Annotated in this window: 16 protein-coding genes and 1 riboswitch; of the genes, 9 read left to right on the top strand and 7 right to left on the bottom strand. The window is 72.4% G+C overall.

The window, feature by feature from the left end; all coding sequences use genetic code 11:
- Window positions 1–61: 61 nt before the first annotated feature.
- Entirely contained in the window at window positions 62–1480 is a 1419-nt protein-coding gene (locus ACH5A8_RS18925) for a PLP-dependent aminotransferase family protein (protein ID WP_399003329.1), read from the top strand.
- Between the two features lie 153 nt (window positions 1481–1633).
- On the opposite strand, the gene ACH5A8_RS18920 is transcribed toward ACH5A8_RS18925, so the two are convergent.
- On the bottom strand, window positions 1634–2512 hold the full coding sequence (locus ACH5A8_RS18920; RefSeq protein ID WP_399003937.1) for a hypothetical protein: 879 nt from the start codon (window positions 2510–2512) through the stop codon (window positions 1634–1636).
- 166 nt (window positions 2513–2678) lie between these two features.
- Here ACH5A8_RS18920 and ACH5A8_RS18915 point away from each other — a divergent pair, with 166 nt between their 5' ends.
- The 5 genes from ACH5A8_RS18915 to ACH5A8_RS18895 all read left to right on the top strand — a co-directional run bounded on the left by ACH5A8_RS18915 (window position 2679) and on the right by ACH5A8_RS18895 (window position 8303).
- Window positions 2679–3038: a hypothetical protein gene (locus ACH5A8_RS18915; protein ID WP_399003327.1), complete on the top strand. Its 360-nt coding sequence runs from the start codon at window positions 2679–2681 to the stop codon at window positions 3036–3038.
- Window positions 3039–3045: 7 nt separating this feature from the next.
- Complete coding sequence (locus ACH5A8_RS18910) at window positions 3046–4230, top strand: glutathionylspermidine synthase family protein (protein ID WP_399003325.1); 1185 nt, start codon at window positions 3046–3048, stop codon at window positions 4228–4230.
- Window positions 4231–4479: 249 nt separating this feature from the next.
- A riboswitch (ZMP/ZTP riboswitch) is annotated at window positions 4480–4570 on the top strand.
- A 33-nt stretch (window positions 4571–4603) separates the two neighbouring features.
- Window positions 4604–6049, top strand: coding sequence for a glycine hydroxymethyltransferase (locus ACH5A8_RS18905; protein WP_399003323.1), 1446 nt, complete (start codon window positions 4604–4606; stop codon window positions 6047–6049).
- A gap of 421 nt (window positions 6050–6470) precedes the next feature.
- Window positions 6471–7481 (top strand): tryptophan--tRNA ligase, encoded by a 1011-nt coding sequence (gene trpS, locus ACH5A8_RS18900; protein ID WP_399003321.1) that lies wholly within the window; start codon window positions 6471–6473, stop codon window positions 7479–7481.
- A gap of 240 nt (window positions 7482–7721) precedes the next feature.
- Window positions 7722–8303 carry a 2'-5' RNA ligase family protein gene (locus ACH5A8_RS18895; protein ID WP_399003319.1) on the top strand — a complete coding sequence of 194 codons (582 nt, stop codon included), beginning with the start codon at window positions 7722–7724 and terminating at the stop codon, window positions 8301–8303.
- A 118-nt stretch (window positions 8304–8421) separates the two neighbouring features.
- Here ACH5A8_RS18895 and ACH5A8_RS18890 read toward each other — a convergent pair whose 3' ends face one another.
- The gene (locus tag ACH5A8_RS18890) at window positions 8422–9186 is read right to left on the bottom strand and encodes an SDR family NAD(P)-dependent oxidoreductase (RefSeq protein ID WP_399003317.1); all 765 of its coding nucleotides are present in this window, start codon (window positions 9184–9186) and stop codon (window positions 8422–8424) included.
- 85 nt (window positions 9187–9271) lie between these two features.
- Between ACH5A8_RS18890 and ACH5A8_RS18885 the strand changes: the two genes are divergently transcribed.
- Window positions 9272–10195, top strand: coding sequence for a YihY/virulence factor BrkB family protein (locus tag ACH5A8_RS18885; protein WP_399003315.1), 924 nt, complete (start codon window positions 9272–9274; stop codon window positions 10193–10195).
- On the opposite strand, the gene ACH5A8_RS18880 is transcribed toward ACH5A8_RS18885, so the two are convergent.
- On the bottom strand, window positions 10143–11420 hold the full coding sequence (locus ACH5A8_RS18880; RefSeq protein WP_399003313.1) for a D-alanyl-D-alanine carboxypeptidase family protein: 1278 nt from the start codon (window positions 11418–11420) through the stop codon (window positions 10143–10145). The two genes, ACH5A8_RS18885 and ACH5A8_RS18880, sit on opposite strands and share 53 nt — an antisense overlap.
- A 97-nt stretch (window positions 11421–11517) precedes the next feature.
- Between ACH5A8_RS18880 and ACH5A8_RS18875 the strand changes: the two genes are divergently transcribed.
- Window positions 11518–11757, top strand: coding sequence for an SCO4848 family membrane protein (locus ACH5A8_RS18875; RefSeq protein ID WP_396318918.1), 240 nt, complete (start codon window positions 11518–11520; stop codon window positions 11755–11757).
- A gap of 303 nt (window positions 11758–12060) precedes the next feature.
- Window positions 12061–13602, top strand: a complete 1542-nt coding sequence (locus ACH5A8_RS18870; RefSeq protein ID WP_399003311.1) for an ABC transporter substrate-binding protein — start codon at window positions 12061–12063, stop codon at window positions 13600–13602.
- Here the strand turns inward: ACH5A8_RS18870 and ACH5A8_RS18865 are convergent.
- From ACH5A8_RS18865 to sdhA, 4 genes are all read right to left on the bottom strand, one after another.
- Window positions 13589–14326, bottom strand: a complete 738-nt coding sequence (locus ACH5A8_RS18865) for a TetR/AcrR family transcriptional regulator (protein ID WP_399003309.1) — start codon at window positions 14324–14326, stop codon at window positions 13589–13591. The two genes, ACH5A8_RS18870 and ACH5A8_RS18865, sit on opposite strands and share 14 nt — an antisense overlap.
- A gap of 74 nt (window positions 14327–14400) precedes the next feature.
- Window positions 14401–14811 carry a VOC family protein gene (locus ACH5A8_RS18860; protein ID WP_399003307.1) on the bottom strand — a complete coding sequence of 137 codons (411 nt, stop codon included), beginning with the start codon at window positions 14809–14811 and terminating at the stop codon, window positions 14401–14403.
- A 180-nt stretch (window positions 14812–14991) separates the two neighbouring features.
- A complete protein-coding gene (locus tag ACH5A8_RS18855) occupies window positions 14992–15771 on the bottom strand; it encodes a succinate dehydrogenase iron-sulfur subunit (protein WP_399003305.1) in 780 nt (259 codons plus the stop codon).
- A complete protein-coding gene (sdhA, locus tag ACH5A8_RS18850) occupies window positions 15771–17525 on the bottom strand; it encodes a succinate dehydrogenase flavoprotein subunit (protein ID WP_399003303.1) in 1755 nt (584 codons plus the stop codon). The genes ACH5A8_RS18855 and sdhA overlap by 1 nt, the downstream gene beginning before the upstream one ends.
- Between the last annotated feature and the right edge of the window lie 9 nt (window positions 17526–17534).

Genomic DNA, 17534 nt, shown 5'->3' with positions numbered 1-17534 from the left:
CGTCGTCGTAGTCACGCTTCGACCCTAGGGGCGAAGCGTCCCAGGAGTATGGTCCATTCCCATGGCGGAATCGTGGGCCACTTTGGGCGTCGACCTGCATCTGGAACCGGCCGGTCCCGGCGTGCGCCGGGGGCTGACCGACGCGTTGCGCGAGGCGGTGCGCACCGGCCGCCTCGCGCCCGGCACCCGGCTGCCCTCCTCCCGGTCCCTCGCCGTCGACCTCGGCGTCGCCCGCAACACCGTCGCCGACGCCTACGCCGATCTGGTCGCCGAGGGCTGGCTGACCGCCCGCCAGGGCTCCGGCACCCGGGTCGCCGCCGGGGCGCCCACCGCGCCGTACCCCCGTGCGGGGCGGACGGCGGTGGCGCCCGGCAGCTCCTCCCGCCCGCGCCGCGCGGAGCCCCGGCCCCGCCACGACCTGCGCACCGGCGTCCCCGACCTGTCCTCCTTCCCCCGCGCCGAATGGCTCAGGGCCGCCCGCCGGGCCCTGACCGCGGCCCCCCACCACGCCCTCGGCTACGGCGACCCGCGCGGCCGCCCCGAACTGCGCGCCGCCCTCGCCGGCTACCTCGCCCGCGCCCGCGGCGTGCGCACCGACCCGGATCACGTGCTGGTCTGTTCGGGCTTCGCGCACGGCCTGCGGATCCTCGCCGAGGTGCTGCGCCGCCGCGGCGCGACCACCGTCGCCGTCGAGTCGTACGGACTCGACGTGCACTGGGACCTGCTGGCCCGGGCCGGACTGCGCACCCGCCCCCTGCCCTTCGACGAACGGGGCACCGTCACCGGCGGCGTCGAGGACGTCGGGGCGGTCCTGCTGACCCCCTCGCACCAGTTCCCGATCGGCGTGCCGCTGCGGCCCGACCGGCGCGCGGCCGTCGCCGACTGGGCCCGGCGCACCGGCGGCCTGATCCTGGAGGACGACTACGACGGCGAGTTCCGCTACGACCGCCAGCCGATCGGCGCGCTCCAGGGACTCGAACCCGACCACGTGGTGTACCTGGGCACGGCGAGCAAGTCCCTGGCGCCCGGGCTGCGCCTGGCCTGGATGGCGCTGCCGCCGTCCCTGGCCCGGGAGGCCGCCGAGGCCAAGGGCGCCACGGAGACCTGCGGGGTGCTGGACCAGCTGACGCTGGCGGAGTTCATCACCTCCGGCGCCTACGACCGCCATGTGCGCTCCGCCCGGCTGCGCTACCGGCGCCGCCGGGACGCCCTGGTCGAGGCGCTCGCCACCCGCGCCCCCGACGTCCGCGCCACCGGCATCGCGGCCGGCCTGCACGCCGTCCTGCGGCTGCCGCCCGGCGCCGAACCGACCGTGGTCCAGGCGGCGGCCTGGCAGGGCCTCGCCCTCTACGGCCTCGCCCGCTTCCGCCACCGACAGGCCACCGCCACCGCCGTGGACGCCCTGGTCGTCGGCTACGGCACCCCGGCGGACCACGCCTGGCCCGGTGCCCTGGACGCGCTGTGCCGGGTGCTGCCCTAGGGAAGGGGCCGGCCGGGGGCGCCCGACCGCTCGCGGCCCGCACCGCACGCGACCCGGCCCGCGGGCCCGCTCCGGCGCGGGCCGGGCCGGGAACAGGGCGCCGCCGCGCCCTCGCACCGCGCGGCCCTTCACCGCACCGCCCGGCCCCTCACCTCACCGTGCGTCCCCTGCGGGCGTCCTCTCGGCCGGGGCGCTCACGGCCGGGTCCTCCTCGGCCGGCGCCTCCCCGAACCGGGCCAGCGCCAGCGCTCCGGCCACCGCCACCGCGAAGCCCAGCACCGCGAGCCAGGCCAGGCCGTCCCGGGTGCGGTCGCCCAGCCACACCACGCCGACCGCCGCCGGGCCGAGCGTCTCGCCGATCACCATGCCCGCGGTCGCCGTCGTGACCGAGCCGCGCTGGAGGGCCGAGGTGAGCAGGAGGAACGCCGCGCCGCCGCCCAGCACCAGGGCGTACGCCGCCGGATCGGCCAGCAGCTTCGCCGGGCTGAGCGAATCCACCAGCCGTACCGTCACCTCGACCACGCCGAACCCGAAACCCGCGCCCAGTCCGAGCAGCAGGGCCCGGCCGCGCTCCGGGAGGCGGCCGGCCACCGCGCCCAGCGCCAGCACGGCCAGCGCCGCGCCCAGCATCACCCACCTCAGCGCGGCGGAACCGCCCTCGTGCCCCTCGGCCCCCGAGGCGAGGCCCAGCATGGCCAGGCCGGCGCACACGACTCCCACGGCGGCCCACTCCGTGCCGCTCAGCCGCACCCGCAGCAGCCGTGCCGCGGCCACCGCCGTCACCGCGAGACTCGACGCCAGGGCCGCGCCGACCGCGTAGATCGGCAGCGAGCGCAGCGCCACGACCTGGAGCAGGAAACCGAGCCCGTCCAGGCCCAGACCCGCCACGTACCGCCACTGCCGCAGCGCCCGCAGCAGCAGCGCCGCGTCCCCGCCCGCATCCCCCTCGGGACCGGCGGCCGCCCGGGCGGCGACCGCCTGGAGCACCGTCGCCGTACCGAAACACACCGCCGCGCCGAGCGCGCACACCATTCCCAAGAGCACGCAGCGACTCTAGGGCCTCCAGCCCGGACCGTGCCGGGACGGCGGCCGATCCAGGGGCCCCCTGGGCGGTCGTCCGCGCCGTTCTCTAGGCTGACGGCCGGAAACCGGCCACATCCAGGCGGCCGGCGGTCGATCACGACGGGGAGAAGCGGATATGGCGGACGCGCGGCGACAACTTCGGTCGGCCACGGTCGTACTCGGTGGCATGGGACTGCTCGCGGCGGCGCTCACCGCCTGTTCCTCCGACCCGGACAAGCGGTGCGTCGACCGCAACAGCTACAACCTCACCAAGGGCTACAAGGTCGTCTCCGACAAGTACTGCAAGAGCACCGGCACGACCAAGACCTCCGTCAACGGCGTCTGGTACTACGGCGGCAAGAAGAAGAGCGGCTGGATCGACGGCGGTTCCCTCACCAAGCCGCACAAGAGCTCCAGCGGATCCGGCGGGTCCGGCGGCCACGGCGGCGTGGACCGGGGAGGCTTCGGCAGCGGCCACGGCAAGTCCGGCGGCTGACGCCGCGATGGAACGCCGTACGATCACGCCCCGCCCCGACTGGCAGCGGACCGTCGAGTCCCAGGGGCTCATCTATCCCCTCACCCGGCACCCCGACGACTCCCTGCGGCCCTACTGGGACGAGAGCGCGTACTACGTCTTCTCGCTCCCCGAGGTCGAGGCGCTGGAGGAGACCGTCGAGGAACTGCACCAGATGTGCCTGGCGGCGGCCGACCACATCGTCGCCACCGGCAGGTTCGCCGACCTCGGCATCACCGACCCGCGCGTCGCCGCGGCCGTCGCCGAGGCATGGCACCGGCGTGCCGAACTCCCCACCGTCTACGGCCGGTTCGATCTGCGCTACGACGGCACGGGACCGGCCAGGATGCTGGAGTACAACGCCGACACCCCGACCTCCCTCGTCGAGGCGGCCTCGCCCCAGTGGTTCTGGATGCAGGACCGCTTCCCGGGCGCCGACCAGTGGAACTCCCTGCACGAACGCCTGGTCGCCGCCTGGGGCAAGCAGGCCGGCCTCCTGCCGCCGGGCAGCCCGCTGCACTTCGCGCACTCCGCCGACGACGAGCTCGGCGAGGACCTGATGACGGTCGCCTACCTCAAGGAGACCGCCGAGCAGGCGGGGCTGGACACCGACTGGACATCCATGGAGGAGATCGGCTGGGACCCGCTCTCCGGCCGGTTCGTCGACAACGGCCTCCAGTTCATCCGGGCGATCTTCAAGCTCTACCCCTGGGAGTGGCTGACCACCGACCGCTTCGCCGGCCACGTCCTGGACACCCTCGACAACGGCGGCGGCACCGGCTCCACCCTGTGGATCGAACCCGCCTGGAAGATGCTGCTCAGCAACAAGGCGCTGCTGGCGATCCTCTGGGAGCTGTACCCCGGCCACCCCAACCTGCTGCCCGCCCACCTGGACGGTCCGCGCGACCTGGCGGCCGGCCCCGGCTACGTCGCCAAACCGCTGCTCGGCCGGGAAGGCGCGGGCGTGACCGTGCACGAACCGGGATCCGCGCCCGTCCCGCGCGACGAACCCTGCTGCTACCAGGCCCTCGCCCCGCTGCCCGCCTTCGACGGCAACCACGTCGTCCTCGGCGCCTGGGTCGTGGAGGACGAGCCGGCGGGCCTCGGCATCCGCGAGTCGGCCGGCCTGATCACCGACGAGTACGCGCGCTTCGTCCCGCACGTGATCCTCTGAAACCGTGACCCTCCAAGACCGTGACCCTCTGCAACCGTGATCCTGTGACACCGCGATCCTCCGGAACACGGCACCGGCCGGGCGACGGCCCGGCGGCGTACGACTCCGCCCACCGGGGCCGGCCGGTGGGCGGTCGCCGAGGCCGCCCCGCCCGACCGGCGACACCCCGATCGACAGCACAGGGACGACCCGCCACGCGCTCGTATGGTGGACGCCGCGCCGTCCGCCGTGCACCGCCCGGTAGGCTGGCGGGCAGGCCGTGACTGGCGCGCTGGGATGGGATGGACCATCGGGGAGCGGCCTGAGCGGGAAACTAGTGCCGTGCGCCTGGGCCGTACCGTGAACGCCGAACGCACGTCCGGAGGTCCCTGCCATGTCCGCGCCCCTCTCCACCGAGTCCACCGCCTTCCGCGCCGCCCTCGACGTGATCCGCGCCGTGGAGCCGCGCGTCGCCGACGCCATCGGCCAGGAGGTCGCCGACCAGCGCGAGATGCTCAAGCTGATCGCCTCGGAGAACTACGCCTCTCCGGCCACGCTGCTCGCGATGGGCAACTGGTTCAGCGACAAGTACGCCGAGGGCACCGTCGGCCGCCGCTTCTACGCCGGCTGCCGCAACGTCGACACCGTCGAGTCGCTCGCCGCCGAGCACGCCAAGGAGCTCTTCGGCGCCCGCCACGCCTACGTCCAGCCGCACTCCGGCATCGACGCCAACCTCGTCGCCTTCTGGGCGGTCCTCGCCGACCGGGTCGAGGCCCCCTTCCTCCAGAAGACCGGCGTCCGCCAGATCAACGACCTGTCCGAGGCGGACTGGGCGGAGCTGCGCCAGGCCTTCGGCAACCAGCGCATGCTGGGCATGTCCCTGGACGCCGGCGGTCACCTCACCCACGGCTTCCGCCCGAACATCTCCGGCAAGATGTTCGACCAGCGTTCCTACGGCACCGACCCGGCCACCGGCCTGATCGACTACGACGCGCTGCGCGCCCAGGCCCGCGAGTTCAAGCCGCTGATCATCGTGGCGGGCTACTCGGCCTACCCCCGCCTGGTGAACTTCCGGATCATGCGCGAGATCGCCGACGAGGTCGGCGCCACGCTCATGGTCGACATGGCCCACTTCGCGGGCCTGGTCGCCGGCAAGGTCCTCACCGGCGACTTCGACCCGGTCCCGCACGCCCAGATCGTCACCACCACCACCCACAAGTCGCTGCGCGGCCCGCGCGGCGGCATGGTCCTGTGCGACGACTCCCTCAAGGACCAGGTCGACCGCGGCTGCCCGATGGTGCTCGGCGGTCCGCTCCCGCACGTCATGGCCGCCAAGGCCGTCGCCCTCGCCGAGGCCCGGCAGCCCGCCTTCCAGGACTACGCCCGGCGGATCGTGGACAACGCCCGCGCCCTGGCCGAGGGCCTGACCCGCCGGGGCGCCACCCTGGTCACCGGCGGCACGGACAACCACCTCAACCTCATCGACGTCGCCTCCTCCTACGGCCTCACCGGCCGCCAGGCCGAGGCCGCGCTGCTGGACTCCGGCATCGTCACCAACCGCAACGCGATCCCGGCCGACCCCAACGGCGCCTGGTACACCTCCGGCATCCGGGTCGGCACGCCCGCGCTGACCACCCGGGGTCTCGGCACCGCCGAGATGGACGAGGTGGCCGGCCTCATCGACCGCGTGCTGACCACCACCGAGCCCGGCACCACCAGCAAGGGCGCGCCTTCCAAGGCGCAGCACGTCCTCGACCCGAAGATCGCGGACGAGATCTCCCAGCGGGCCACGGACCTGGTGGCCGGCTTCCCGCTCTACCCGGAGATCGACCTCGGCTGACCCGCCCCGCCGGGCGCCCCGCCCGGCACCCGCCTGCCCCCGGCACCGGCCCGGGCCCGGCGGGACTCACAGGTCGATCGGCTCCTGTCGTGGCTCCTCGCGCGGCGGTCCGCCCCCACGGCGGGCCGCCGCGCGGTGCGTCCGGCCCACGGGCAGCGTGCCGCCGACCCCGGCCGCGATCCCGCCGGCCGCCCACCGGACGCCGCCCACCGGACACCGACCGCCGGACCCCGCCGGGATCGCCCCACCGCCGGTCCCGCCGGGATCGCCCCACCGTCGGCCCCGCCGGGACCGCCCGCGCCGGCCTCGCCGGCCGCCGCGGCGCCCGTCCGCGCCCGGTGCCTCGCGGCGGACCCCCGGCGCGGTCCGCGCCGCCAAACCCGTCCCCTGAGGGTGAGCGGTCAATGAGAGAATGGTGAGCATGGCTTCTCGACCTCGCGTGCTCTCCGGAATCCAGCCCACCGCAGGCTCGTTCCACCTCGGCAACTACCTCGGCGCCGTCCGCCAGTGGGTGGCCCTGCAGGAAAGCCACGACGCGTTCTACATGCTCGCCGACCTGCACGCGATCACGGTCACGCAGGACCCGGCGGAACTGCGCGCCAACACCCGGGTGGCCGCCGCCCAGCTGCTGGCCGCAGGACTGGACCCGGACCGCTGCACGCTGTTCGTGCAGAGCCACGTGCCCGAGCACGCCCAGCTCGCCTGGGTCATGAACTGCCTCACCGGCTTCGGCGAGGCCGGCCGCATGACCCAGTTCAAGGACAAGTCCGCCAAGCAGGGCGCCGACCGCACCTCCGTCGGACTGTTCACGTACCCGATCCTCCAGGTCGCCGACATCCTGCTCTACCAGGCCCACGAGGTCCCGGTCGGCGAGGACCAGCGCCAGCACATCGAGCTGACCCGCGACCTGGCCGAGCGCTTCAACGGCCGCTACGGCGAGACCTTCACCGTCCCCCGGGCGTACATCCTCAAGGAGACGGCCAAGATCTACGACCTGCAGGAGCCGACGGCCAAGATGAGCAAGTCGGCGTCCACGCCGAAGGGCCTCATCAACCTGCTGGACGACCCGAAGGCCACCGCGAAGAAGGTCAGGAGCGCGGTCACCGACACCGACACCGTCATCCGCTACGACCCGCAGACCAAGGCCGGCGTCAGCAACCTCCTCACCATCTACTCCACCCTCACCGGCGCCGGTATCGGCGAACTGGAGGAGAAGTACGCGGGCAAGGGCTACGGTGCGCTCAAGACGGATCTCGCCGAGATCATGGTCGAGTTCGTGACGCCGTTCCGGGAGCAGACCCAGCAGTACCTGGACGACCCGGAGACGCTGGACTCGATCCTGGCCAAGGGCGCGGAGAAGGCGCGCACGGTCGCCGCGGAGACCCTCTCCCAGGCGTACGAGAAGGTGGGCTTCCTGCCCGCCAAGCACTGAGGCGCACCACCGCTCGCGCGGCGGGCCGGGCAGAGCGCCGCACATCACTGTGTCCGTGCCTGCCCTGAGCCCGCCGGTGGCCGTACAGTCGAAAGCCGGACGGCCGTGACGAAACGGCCGGGACCGAACGGCCGCGACGAAACGGCCGGGATCCGAGCGGTCGGGACGAAACGGCCGGGAGCGCGACGGAAGCGACGCCCGGCACGAGCACAGACCATCGGTACGACGACAGGAGACGACGTGGGGACCGTAACGATCGGCGTGTCGATCGCGGTCCCGGAGCCTCACGGCAGCCTGCTCCAGGAGCGGCGCGCGGGCTTCGGTGACGCCGCGGCTCACGGCATTCCCACACACGTCACGCTGCTGCCGCCGACCGAGGTCGAGGCCGCCGAGCTGCCGGCCGTCGAGGCCCATCTGACCGAGGTCGCCGCGGCCGGGCGCCCCTTCACGATGCGGCTGTCCGGCACGGACACCTTCCGGCCGCTGTCGCCGGTGGTGTACGTCCGGGTCGTCGAGGGCGCCGAGGCCTGCGGCCGGCTGCAGCAGCGGGTCCGCGCCACCTCCGGGCCGCTGGCGCGCGAACTCCAGTTCCCCTACCACCCGCACGTCACGGTGGCGCACGGCATCGACGAGGCGGCGATGGACCGCGCCCTGGCGGAGCTGGCCGGCTACCGGGCCGAGTGGCCGTGCACCGGCTTCGCCCTGCACCAGCAGGACGCGGCCGGGGTGTGGCACAAGCTGCGCGAGTTCACCTTCGGCGGCTGCGGGATGGTGCCGCCGCAGGCGGCCCCCGCCGACCGCGGCACGCTCCCCACCCGCTGAGCACCCCCGCGCCGGGCCCGCCGCGCGCCGAGATCCCACGCCGCCCCGGCCGCGCCGAGCCTCCCGCGTCGACAACCCCCGCGCCGAGCCGCCGGCGTCGGAAGCCCGCGCGCCCGCGCTACAGCGGCAGCCGGCGGTACAGCGCGCGCGGCAGGTGCCGCAGCGCCGTCGTCACGATCCGGAGCACTCCCGGCACCCATACCGTCTCCGAGCGCCGCCGCAGCCCCAGCTCGACAGCCGTGGCGACCTCCTCCGGCGTGGTCGCGAGCAGCGTCGCCGTGCGGTCGGCCGTCGCCCGGGAGCGCACGAAGTCGGGGCGGACGACCATGACGTGCACGCCGGTGCCGTACAGGGCGTCGCCCAGGCCCTGGGCGAAGACGTCCAGGCCGGCCTTGCTGGAGCCGTAGATGAAGTCGGTGCGGCGGGCCCGCTCGCCGGCGGCCGACGAGAGCACGACCAGCGTGCCGTGGCCCTGGTTCTGCAGCAGCCGCGCGGCCACCAGCCCCGCGGAGACGGCCCCGGTGTAGTTGGTCCGCGCGACCCGCACCGCGGCCGGCGGGTCCCGCTCGTCGTACGCCTGGTCGCCCGGGATTCCGAAGGACATCAGCACCATGTCGACGCCGCCCTCGGCGAACACCTTGCCCAGCGCGCTCTCGTGGGCCTCGGTGTCCAGCGCGTCGAAGTCGACCGTGCGCACCTCGGCGCCGAGGGTGCGCAGATGCCGGGCGGCCTCCTCCAGCGCGGGCGAGGGGCGACCCGCCAGCCACACCGTGCGGGTGCGGCGCGCGATCAGCCGGTGCGCGGTGGCCAGCGCGATCGGGGACGTGCCGCCGAGGACGAGCAGGGACTGGGGGAGACGGGCGAGACCGGAGGCATCCTTCACGGCAGCCGACTGTATCGCCCGGTCATGGGCGCTTTGTCGCAGAAACGCGGTGTTGGCGCGCCCGCTGAGCGGGAACGGTCCGTCCATGGACTGGCTGAAGAACCTCCCGGTCGTCGGCCCGTGGCTGGCACGGCTGATGCTCACGCACGCCTGGCGGTCGTACGAGCGCCTGGACCGGGTGAAGTGGACGCGGCTGGCCGCCGCCATGACGTTCGTCAGCTTCATCGCGCTCTTCCCGCTGTTGACGGTGGCCGCCGCGGTCGGCGCCGCCACGCTCACCGGCACGCAACAGCACACCCTGGAGAGCAAGATCGCCCAGCAGTTCCCGGGGCTGGGCAACGAACTCGACATCGCCTCCCTGGCGCAGAACGCCGGGACGGTCGGCGTCATCGCGGGCGCCGTGCTGCTGCTGACCGGCGTCAACTGGGTGGCACAGATGCGCGACTGCCTGCGCGCCGTGTGGGAGCGGGCCGACCCCGCGGAGAACCCGCTGCTGAGCAGGCTCAAGGACGCGGGGATCCTGGTCGGCCTGGGCGGCGCGGTCCTGGTCACCTTCACCGCCTCCGCCGTCGCCTCGGCCGCCGTGGGCTGGGTGTCGCGGCAGATCGGCCTCGACGAACACGGCTGGGGCAGCGTGGTGCTGCGCGTCGCGGCGTTCGTCGTCGCCGTGCTCGCCGACTTCCTGGTCCTGCTGTACGTCCTGACCCTGCTGCCCGGCGTCGAGCCGCCGCGCCGCCGGCTGCTGGTGGCCGCGCTGCTCGGCGCGGTCGGTTTCGAGCTGCTGAAGCTGCTGCTCAGCGGCTACATCCAGGGCGTGGCGGCGAAGAGCGTGTACGGCGCGTTCGGGGTCCCGGTCGCCCTGCTGCTGTGGATCAACTTCACGTCCAAGCTGGTGCTGTACTGCGCGGCCTGGACGGCCACGGGCAGCAAGGCGGCTTCGGGAGGGGCGGGGGAGCTCAGGGACGGGGACGGCGGCGCATCAGGTCCGGCAGCGGCCAGCGCCGGTTGACCAGCCAGGCCCCGGCCGCGAGCAGCACCAGCACCCCGCCGGCGATGCCGAGGGCGACGCCCATGCCGCCGGAGCGGCCGCTCACCGAGGCGCTCGCGACCGGCTCGGCCGAGCCGCCCCGCCCGCCGCCGGCCGGTCCGGCCGAGGGCGTCGCGCCGGCCTTCGCGCCGCCCGCCGGCTCGGCGCTCTCCGGCGGCACCAGTTCGCCCACCGGCCGCACCTTGCCGGCCGCCTTGAAGCCCCAGTCGAACAGCTTCGCCGTCTCCCGGTAGACCTCGTTGTGCTCCTTCTTCTCGGGGTTCATCACCGTCACGAGCAGCACCCTGCCGCCGCGTTCGGCGACGCCGGTGAAGGTGGCGCCCGCGTTGGTGGTGTTGCCGTTCTTCACCCCCGCGATGCCCGGGTACACGGAGATGTCGTAGTCGCCGCTCAGCAGCCGGTCGGTGTTCTGGATCTCGAAGGAACCCCGGGTGGTCTTCCCCTTCTTGTCCTTCTTCGTCTCGCCGGGGAACTGGGCCCGCACGGTCGAGCAGTACTCCCTGAAGTCCTTCTTCTGCAGCCCGGAGCGGGCGAACAGGGTCAGGTCGTAGGCGGAGGAGACCTGGCGGGGGGCGTCGTAGCCGTCCGGGCTGACGACATGGGTGTCGAGCGCCTGGAGGTCGTGGGCGTGCGCGTTCATGTCCGCCACGGTCCGGCCGACGCCGCCGTTCATCGCGGACAGCACGTGCACGGCGTCGTTGCCCGAGCGCAGGAAGACGCCGAGCCACAGGTCGTGGACCGAGTAGGTCTCGTTCTCCTTTATGCCGACCAGGCTGGAGCCCTCGCCCATGCCGGCCAGGTCGCTCGCGACGGCCTTGTGCTTCAGGGTGCGGGGGAACTTGGGCAGGACGGTGTCGGCGAACAGCATCTTCAGGGTGCTGGCGGGAGGCAGTTCCCAGTGCGCGTTGTGCGCGGCGAGGACCTGCCCGGACTCGGCGTCGGCCACGATCCAGGAGCGGGCGGTGAGGTCCTTGGGCAGCACGGGGGCGCCGCCGGCCAGGTCGACCTGGGTGCCCGTCAGGCCGAGGCGGGCGCCGCCCACGGTCGACATGTGCGCCGGGGGAGCGGCGGCGCTCTTCTTCGGGGCCGGCGCGGCCAGCGCCGCGGGCGCGGTCAGTGACACGGACAACAGGGCGGCGGAGGCGACCAGCAGGGTCCGCCGGACGGTCTTCTGCGATGCGGGCACGGTCGGAAACGTACCTGCCGCGTCCCGGGGGGCCGCGCCCGAGTCCCCGGTCCCACCCCCGGCCCGGCCCCGGGCGCCCGGCAGCGATACTGAGGGTATGAAGCTCAGCCGCCCGGTCTCCTGGTTCCTGCTCGCCTTCGGGGTGTGGAGCTGGATCATCTGGATCACTTTCGTCAAGAACCTCGTCAAGGACGGCAGCGGACTCGCGTTCGACCACGGGCACCCGACGGCGTACTTCTGGGTGCACCTGGCGCTGGCCGTCGTCTCCTTCGTTATGGGGACGGTCATCGGGGTCATCGGGTTGCGCGGACTGCGCGCACTGCGCCGGACGTCATAGCCCCCGGGAGAGCCGACCCGGGCCGCGGGCGCGCGGGACACGCGCGCGCCCTCTCCTCAACTCACCCCGAAGCAGCCGCGAAACCGGACGCGAAACGCCAGAACGGTCATTTCGCTGCCGTCTGAGAGCCCGCTGTGAAACGAACTGACAACGCTTCTTCATAACGTCTTTTCATTCTCTCCAGAATCCTCTTCCCCCAGGTGAAAAACCTGTGATTAGGTAGCCGCGCCACTCACGTGTGTGGCATATGCACGACGGCCCGGGGCGGGCCCGGGAGGGACATCACCGATGCGGTCGGTTCGCATGCGGATTCTGCTGACGCTGCTCGTACTGGCGGTCGTGGGTGTGGGGGCCTGGCGACTGCTGCCGTCCCAGGGCGACAACGACAAGGCGATCACCGTCGGCACCACGGACGCCGTCACCTCGCTCGACCCGGCCGGCGCCTATGACGCCGGCTCCTGGGCCCTGTACAGCAACGTCTTCCAGTCCCTGCTGACGTTCGAGTCCGACGGCACCACCCCCGTGCCGGACGCCGCCGAGCACTGCGCCTTCACCGACGGCACGCTGCGCACCTACCGCTGCGAGTTGCGCGAGGGCCTGAAGTTCCCGAGCGGCCGGACGATGACCGCCGAGGACGCGAAGTACTCCTTCGACCGGGTCAAGAAGATCAAGTCCGACGTCGGCCCGTCGTCCCTGTTCGACACCCTCGGCTCGGTGGACGCCTCCGGCCTGACCGTCACGTTCCACCTGTCCACGCCCGACGCCACCTTCCCGTTCAAGGTGGCCACCGGGGCCGGCTCCATCGTCGACCACACCCGCTACCCGCTGGACGCGCTGCGCACCGGCAGCGAGGCCGACGGCACCGGCCCGTACCGCCTGTCCGGGTACGCCAAGGGCAAGTCCGCCGATCTGGAGCCCAACGGCTCCTACGAGGGCGCCGGCAGCGGCGCCGGCAAGCCCGTCCGGCTGCGCTACTACGACGACGGCAACGCGCTCGACAAGGCCTGGCAGGACAAGGGCATCGACGTCGCCACCCGCACCCTGACGCCCAAGGTGCTCGCCGGGCTCAACCCGAGCGACCCCGACCAGCGCGTGTCGGTGAGCGACAGCTCCGAGACCCGCAACCTGTACCTCAACACCCACTCCTCCTCGCCGCTGCACGACGCCCGCGTCCGCCGCGCCATCGCCTGGCTGGTCAACCGCGAGCAGCTGGCCTCCGACGTGTACGACGGGACCGTCGACCCGCTGTACTCGCTGATCCCGGCCGGCCTCACCGGCCACACCACGTCCTTCTTCGACGCCTATCCGGCGCAGAGCGCCAAGAAGGCGCGCGAGCTGCTGACCGAGGCCGGTGTCTCCGTCCCGGTGCGCTTCACCTTCGGCTACGGCGCCGGGCGCGGCGCGGGCGCCGAGGAAGCCGCGATGCTCAAGAAGCAGCTGGAGGCGAGCGGCCTGTTCAAGGTCGACGTCAAGGGCTACGAGTGGACCGACTTCCAGAAGCGGTACACGGCCGGCAAGATCGACGCCTGGGCGGTCGGCTGGGTCGCCGACTACCCCGACCCGGACACCTTCGGCGCCCCGCTCGTCGGCACCGGCTCCAGCATGAACACCGGCTACAGCAGCAAGGCCGTCGACCGCCTGATCACCGACAGCCGGCGCTACGCCGACCGCAGCCGGACCTCCTCCGACTTCCGCGACCTGCAGGGCGACGTCGCCGACGACGTGCCGCTGATCCCGCTGTGGCAGCAGAAGGAGTACGTCGTCACCACGGAGGACATCGGCGGCGGCCAGTACCTGTCGGACGCCACGGGCGTCTTCCGGCTGTGGAAGCTCACCTGGATCTGACCGCGGAGCCGGCCCGGCGGTCCTTGGCCGCCGGGTCGGGCAGCGCCCTCGTCATGCCCGGCAGGAAGTCCGTGAACAGCTCGTGGACCTCCAGGACGAGGGGTCGCAGCACCCGGAAGCGGGCCAGCGAGACGCCCCGCGCGGTGAGGCGGGCGCCGCGCTCGGCCAGCCGGTAGCTGCGCTCGCGGCCCTCCGTGCGGTCGAACACCCAGTACAGGACCAGCCCCATCTGGGCCAGCCACATCAACTCGGGCAGCACCTCGCGCAGTTCCGGCGCCACCTTCGTCCTCGCCCCGTACAGCACCTCCTTGTGGACGCTGACGGCCTCCTCGCGCGCGTGCTCGGACTCGGGGGAGAAGGGGCTGAGCGGGCTGTCGGGGTCGGCCGCGTTCTTGAAGAACTGCACCGCGAACTCGTGGTACGGCGTGGCGATGTCCAGCCAGGTCTTCAGCACGCCGGCGAGCCGCGCCTCCAGGTCGCTCTCCCGGTCCAGGACCTCCCGTACCGCCGCCTGGTGCTCGGCGGCGATCCGGTCGTAGAAGCCCTGGATCAGGTGCTCCTTGCCCTCGAAGTAGTAGTACGCGTTGCCGACCGAGACCCCGGCCTCCTTGGCGATGGCCCGCATGGTCGTCTTGTCGTAGCCGCGCTCCTGGAACAGCCGCATGGCCGTCTCCAGGATCAGGGCACGCGTCTGCTCGGACTTGCTGATGTTCTTCTCGGGCACGGGGAGAGCCTAGTGCTGCGCCCTGAGTGGTCACGGCCGACGGCCCGGCTCCGGGAGTGCTGAGCCCCGGGTGATCACGGCCGGCGGCCCAGCTCCGGGCGCTTGGTGTAGTCGGTGAAGCCGAGGACGTTGCCCCACGGGTCGGCGATCTCCACCGTCCAGCCGGTCGCCACCGCCGCCGGCTCGTCCAGCAGCGCGATCTGGGCCCGGGTCAGTTCCCGCGCCGCCGCCCGGGCGTCCGGGACCTCCAGCCACAGGCGCGGGGAGGGCCACGGCGGCGTCCGGTGGCCGAGCGCCTCCTCGGTCCGCAGCAGGATGCCCGGCGTCTCGCCGCCGACCTTCAGCAGCGCGATGCCGGCCTCGTCCAGCCGGAACGCCACCTCGAAGCCGGCCCGCCCGTAGAAGCGGACGGCCTCGTCGAGGTCTCCCACGGGCAGCAGCACGTTGTCGAACCCGAGCAGCTCGTACGACTCGTCATCTGACATGCGATCAGATTAGGTACGGCCCCGGGAGGCGCCCCGGCGCACACCCCGGGCGACCGGTCCCCGGGTCACCCGCCCGGCGCACCACCGCACCGCCACGGCGGGGGCCGCCGGAAGCACGTGAAGGGCCCCGCTCCTGTCGGAGCGGGGCCCTTCACGTGCGTGCCGGAGACGGGGCCGGACTCAGAAGCGGCGCGTGATCAGCGCCCGCTTCACCTCGGCGATCGCCTTCGTCACCTCGATGCCGCGGGGGCAGGCGTCGGTGCAGTTGAAGGTGGTGCGGCAGCGCCAGACGCCGTCCTTGTCGTTCAGGATCTCCAGGCGCTGCTCACCGGCCTCGTCACGGCTGTCGAAGATGAAGCGGTGGGCGTTCACGATCGCGGCCGGACCGAAGTACTGGCCGTCGTTCCAGAACACCGGGCAGGAGGAGGTGCAGGCCGCGCACAGGATGCACTTCGTGGTGTCGTCGAAGCGCGCCCGGTCCTCGGCGGACTGCAGCCGCTCGCGCGTGGGCTCGTTGGTGTCCTTCGTGATCAGGAAGGGCATCACGTCCCGGTACGCCTGGAAGAACGGCTCCATGTCGACGACCAGGTCCTTGAGGACCGTCAGGCCCTTGATGGGCTCGACCGTGATCGGCTTCTCGGGGTTGATGTCCTTGATCAGCGTCTTGCAGGCGAGGCGGTTCTTGCCGTTGATCCGCATGGCGTCCGAGCCGCAGATGCCGTGCGCGCAGGAGCGGCGGAACGTCAGCGTGCCGTCCAGGTCCCACTTGATCTTGTGCAGACCGTCGAGGACGCGCTCCTTGGGGTCGATCTCCAGCTGGAAGTCTTCCCAGACCGCCTCCGCCGAGACCTCCGGGTTGAACCGGCGGATGCGGAAGGTGACGGTGATGTAGGGGGAGTCGCCGAATCCCGGCTCGGGCTGCCCGGCCGCGTCCGCCTTGTCCAGAACAGGGGTTGCCATCAGTACTTACGCTCCATCGGCTGGTAGCGGGTCTGGACGACCGGCTTGTAGTCGAGACGGATGGATTCGGACCCGTCGGCGCCGACCTCGCGGTACGCCATGGTGTGGCGCATGAAGTTGACGTCGTCGCGGTTCGGGTAGTCCTCGCGGTAGTGACCGCCGCGGGACTCCTTGCGGGCCAGGGCGGAGACCGCCATGACCTCGGCCAGGTCCAGCAGGTTGCCCAGCTCGATGGCCTCCAGGAGGTCGGTGTTGAACCGCTTGCCCTTGTCCTGGATCGCCACGTTCTTGTAGCGCTCGCGCAGCTCGGCGATCTTCTCGACCGCCGTCTTGATCGTCTGCTCGGTGCGGAACACCATGACGTTGGCGTCCATGGTCTCCTGCAGCTCGCGGCGCAGCTCCGCCACGCGCTCGGTGCCCGTGGAGTTGCGCAGGTGCTCGATCTGCTCGACGACGAGCGAGGCCGGGTCCTCCGGCAGCTCGACGAAGTCCGCCGTGTGCGCGTACTCGGCGGCGGCGATGCCGGCCCGACGGCCGAACACGTTGATGTCCAGCAGCGAGTTGGTGCCCAGGCGGTTGGCGCCGTGCACGGACACGCAGGCCACCTCGCCGGCCGCGTACAGGCCGGGGACGACGGTGGTGTTGTCCGCCAGGACCTCGCCCTCGACGTTGGTCGGGATGCCGCCCATGGCGTAGTGCGCCGTCGGCTGGATCGGGATCGGGTCCGTGTAGGGCTCGATGCCGAGGTAGGTGCGCGCGAACTCGGTGATGTCGGGCAGCTTGGCGTCCAGCTGCTCCGGCGGGAGGTGCGTGAGGTCGAGGTAGACGTGGTCGCCCTCGGGACCGCAGCCGCGGCCCTCGCGGATCTCCGTGTAGATGGAGCGGGACACGACGTCACGGGACGCCAGGTCCTTCATGACGGGAGCGTACTTCTCCATGAAGCGCTCGCCGTCCTTGTTGCGCAGGATGCCGCCCTCGCCGCGGGCGCCCTCGGTGAGCAGGATGCCCATGCGCCAGATGCCGGTCGGGTGGAACTGGAAGAACTCCATGTCCTCCAGCGGCAGCCCGCGCCGGTACACGGCGGCCTGGCCGTCACCGGTCAGGGTGTGCGCGTTGGAGGTCACCTTGAAGAACTTGCCGCAGCCGCCGGAGGCGTAGATCACGGACTTCGCCTGGAAGACGTGGATCTCACCGGTCGCCAGCTCGTAGGCCACCACGCCGGCCGAGCGCTTGACGCCGTCGACCTCGGTGATCAGCTGGTCCAGGACGTAGAACTCGTTGAAGAACTCCACGCCCTCCTTGACGCAGTTCTGGTACAGCGTCTGCAGGATCATGTGGCCGGTGCGGTCGGCCGCGTAGCAGGAGCGGCGGACCGGGGCCTCGCCGTGGTTGCGCGAGTGACCGCCGAAGCGGCGCTGGTCGATGGTGCCGTTCGGGGTGCGGTTGAACGGCAGGCCCATCTTCTCCAGGTCGAGGACGGAGTCGATGGCCTCCTTCGCCAGGATCTCGGCGGCGTCCTGGTCGACCAGGTAGTCACCGCCCTTGACCGTGTCGAAGGTGTGCCACTCCCAGTTGTCCTCCTCCACGTTGGCCAGCGCGGCGGCCATGCCGCCCTGCGCGGCGCCCGTGTGGGAGCGGGTGGGGTAGAGCTTGGTCAGCACGGCGGTGCGGCTGCGCTTCGTCGACTCGATGGCGGCGCGCATACCGGCGCCGCCGGCGCCGACGATGACGGTGTCGTACTTGTGGATCTTCATGAGTGGATG

This window comes from Streptomyces sp. NPDC018610 (assembly GCF_044391765.1).
Taxonomy (GTDB): Bacteria; Actinomycetota; Actinomycetes; order Streptomycetales; family Streptomycetaceae; genus Streptomyces.
This window is presented reverse-complemented; position numbering and strand designations above follow the sequence as displayed.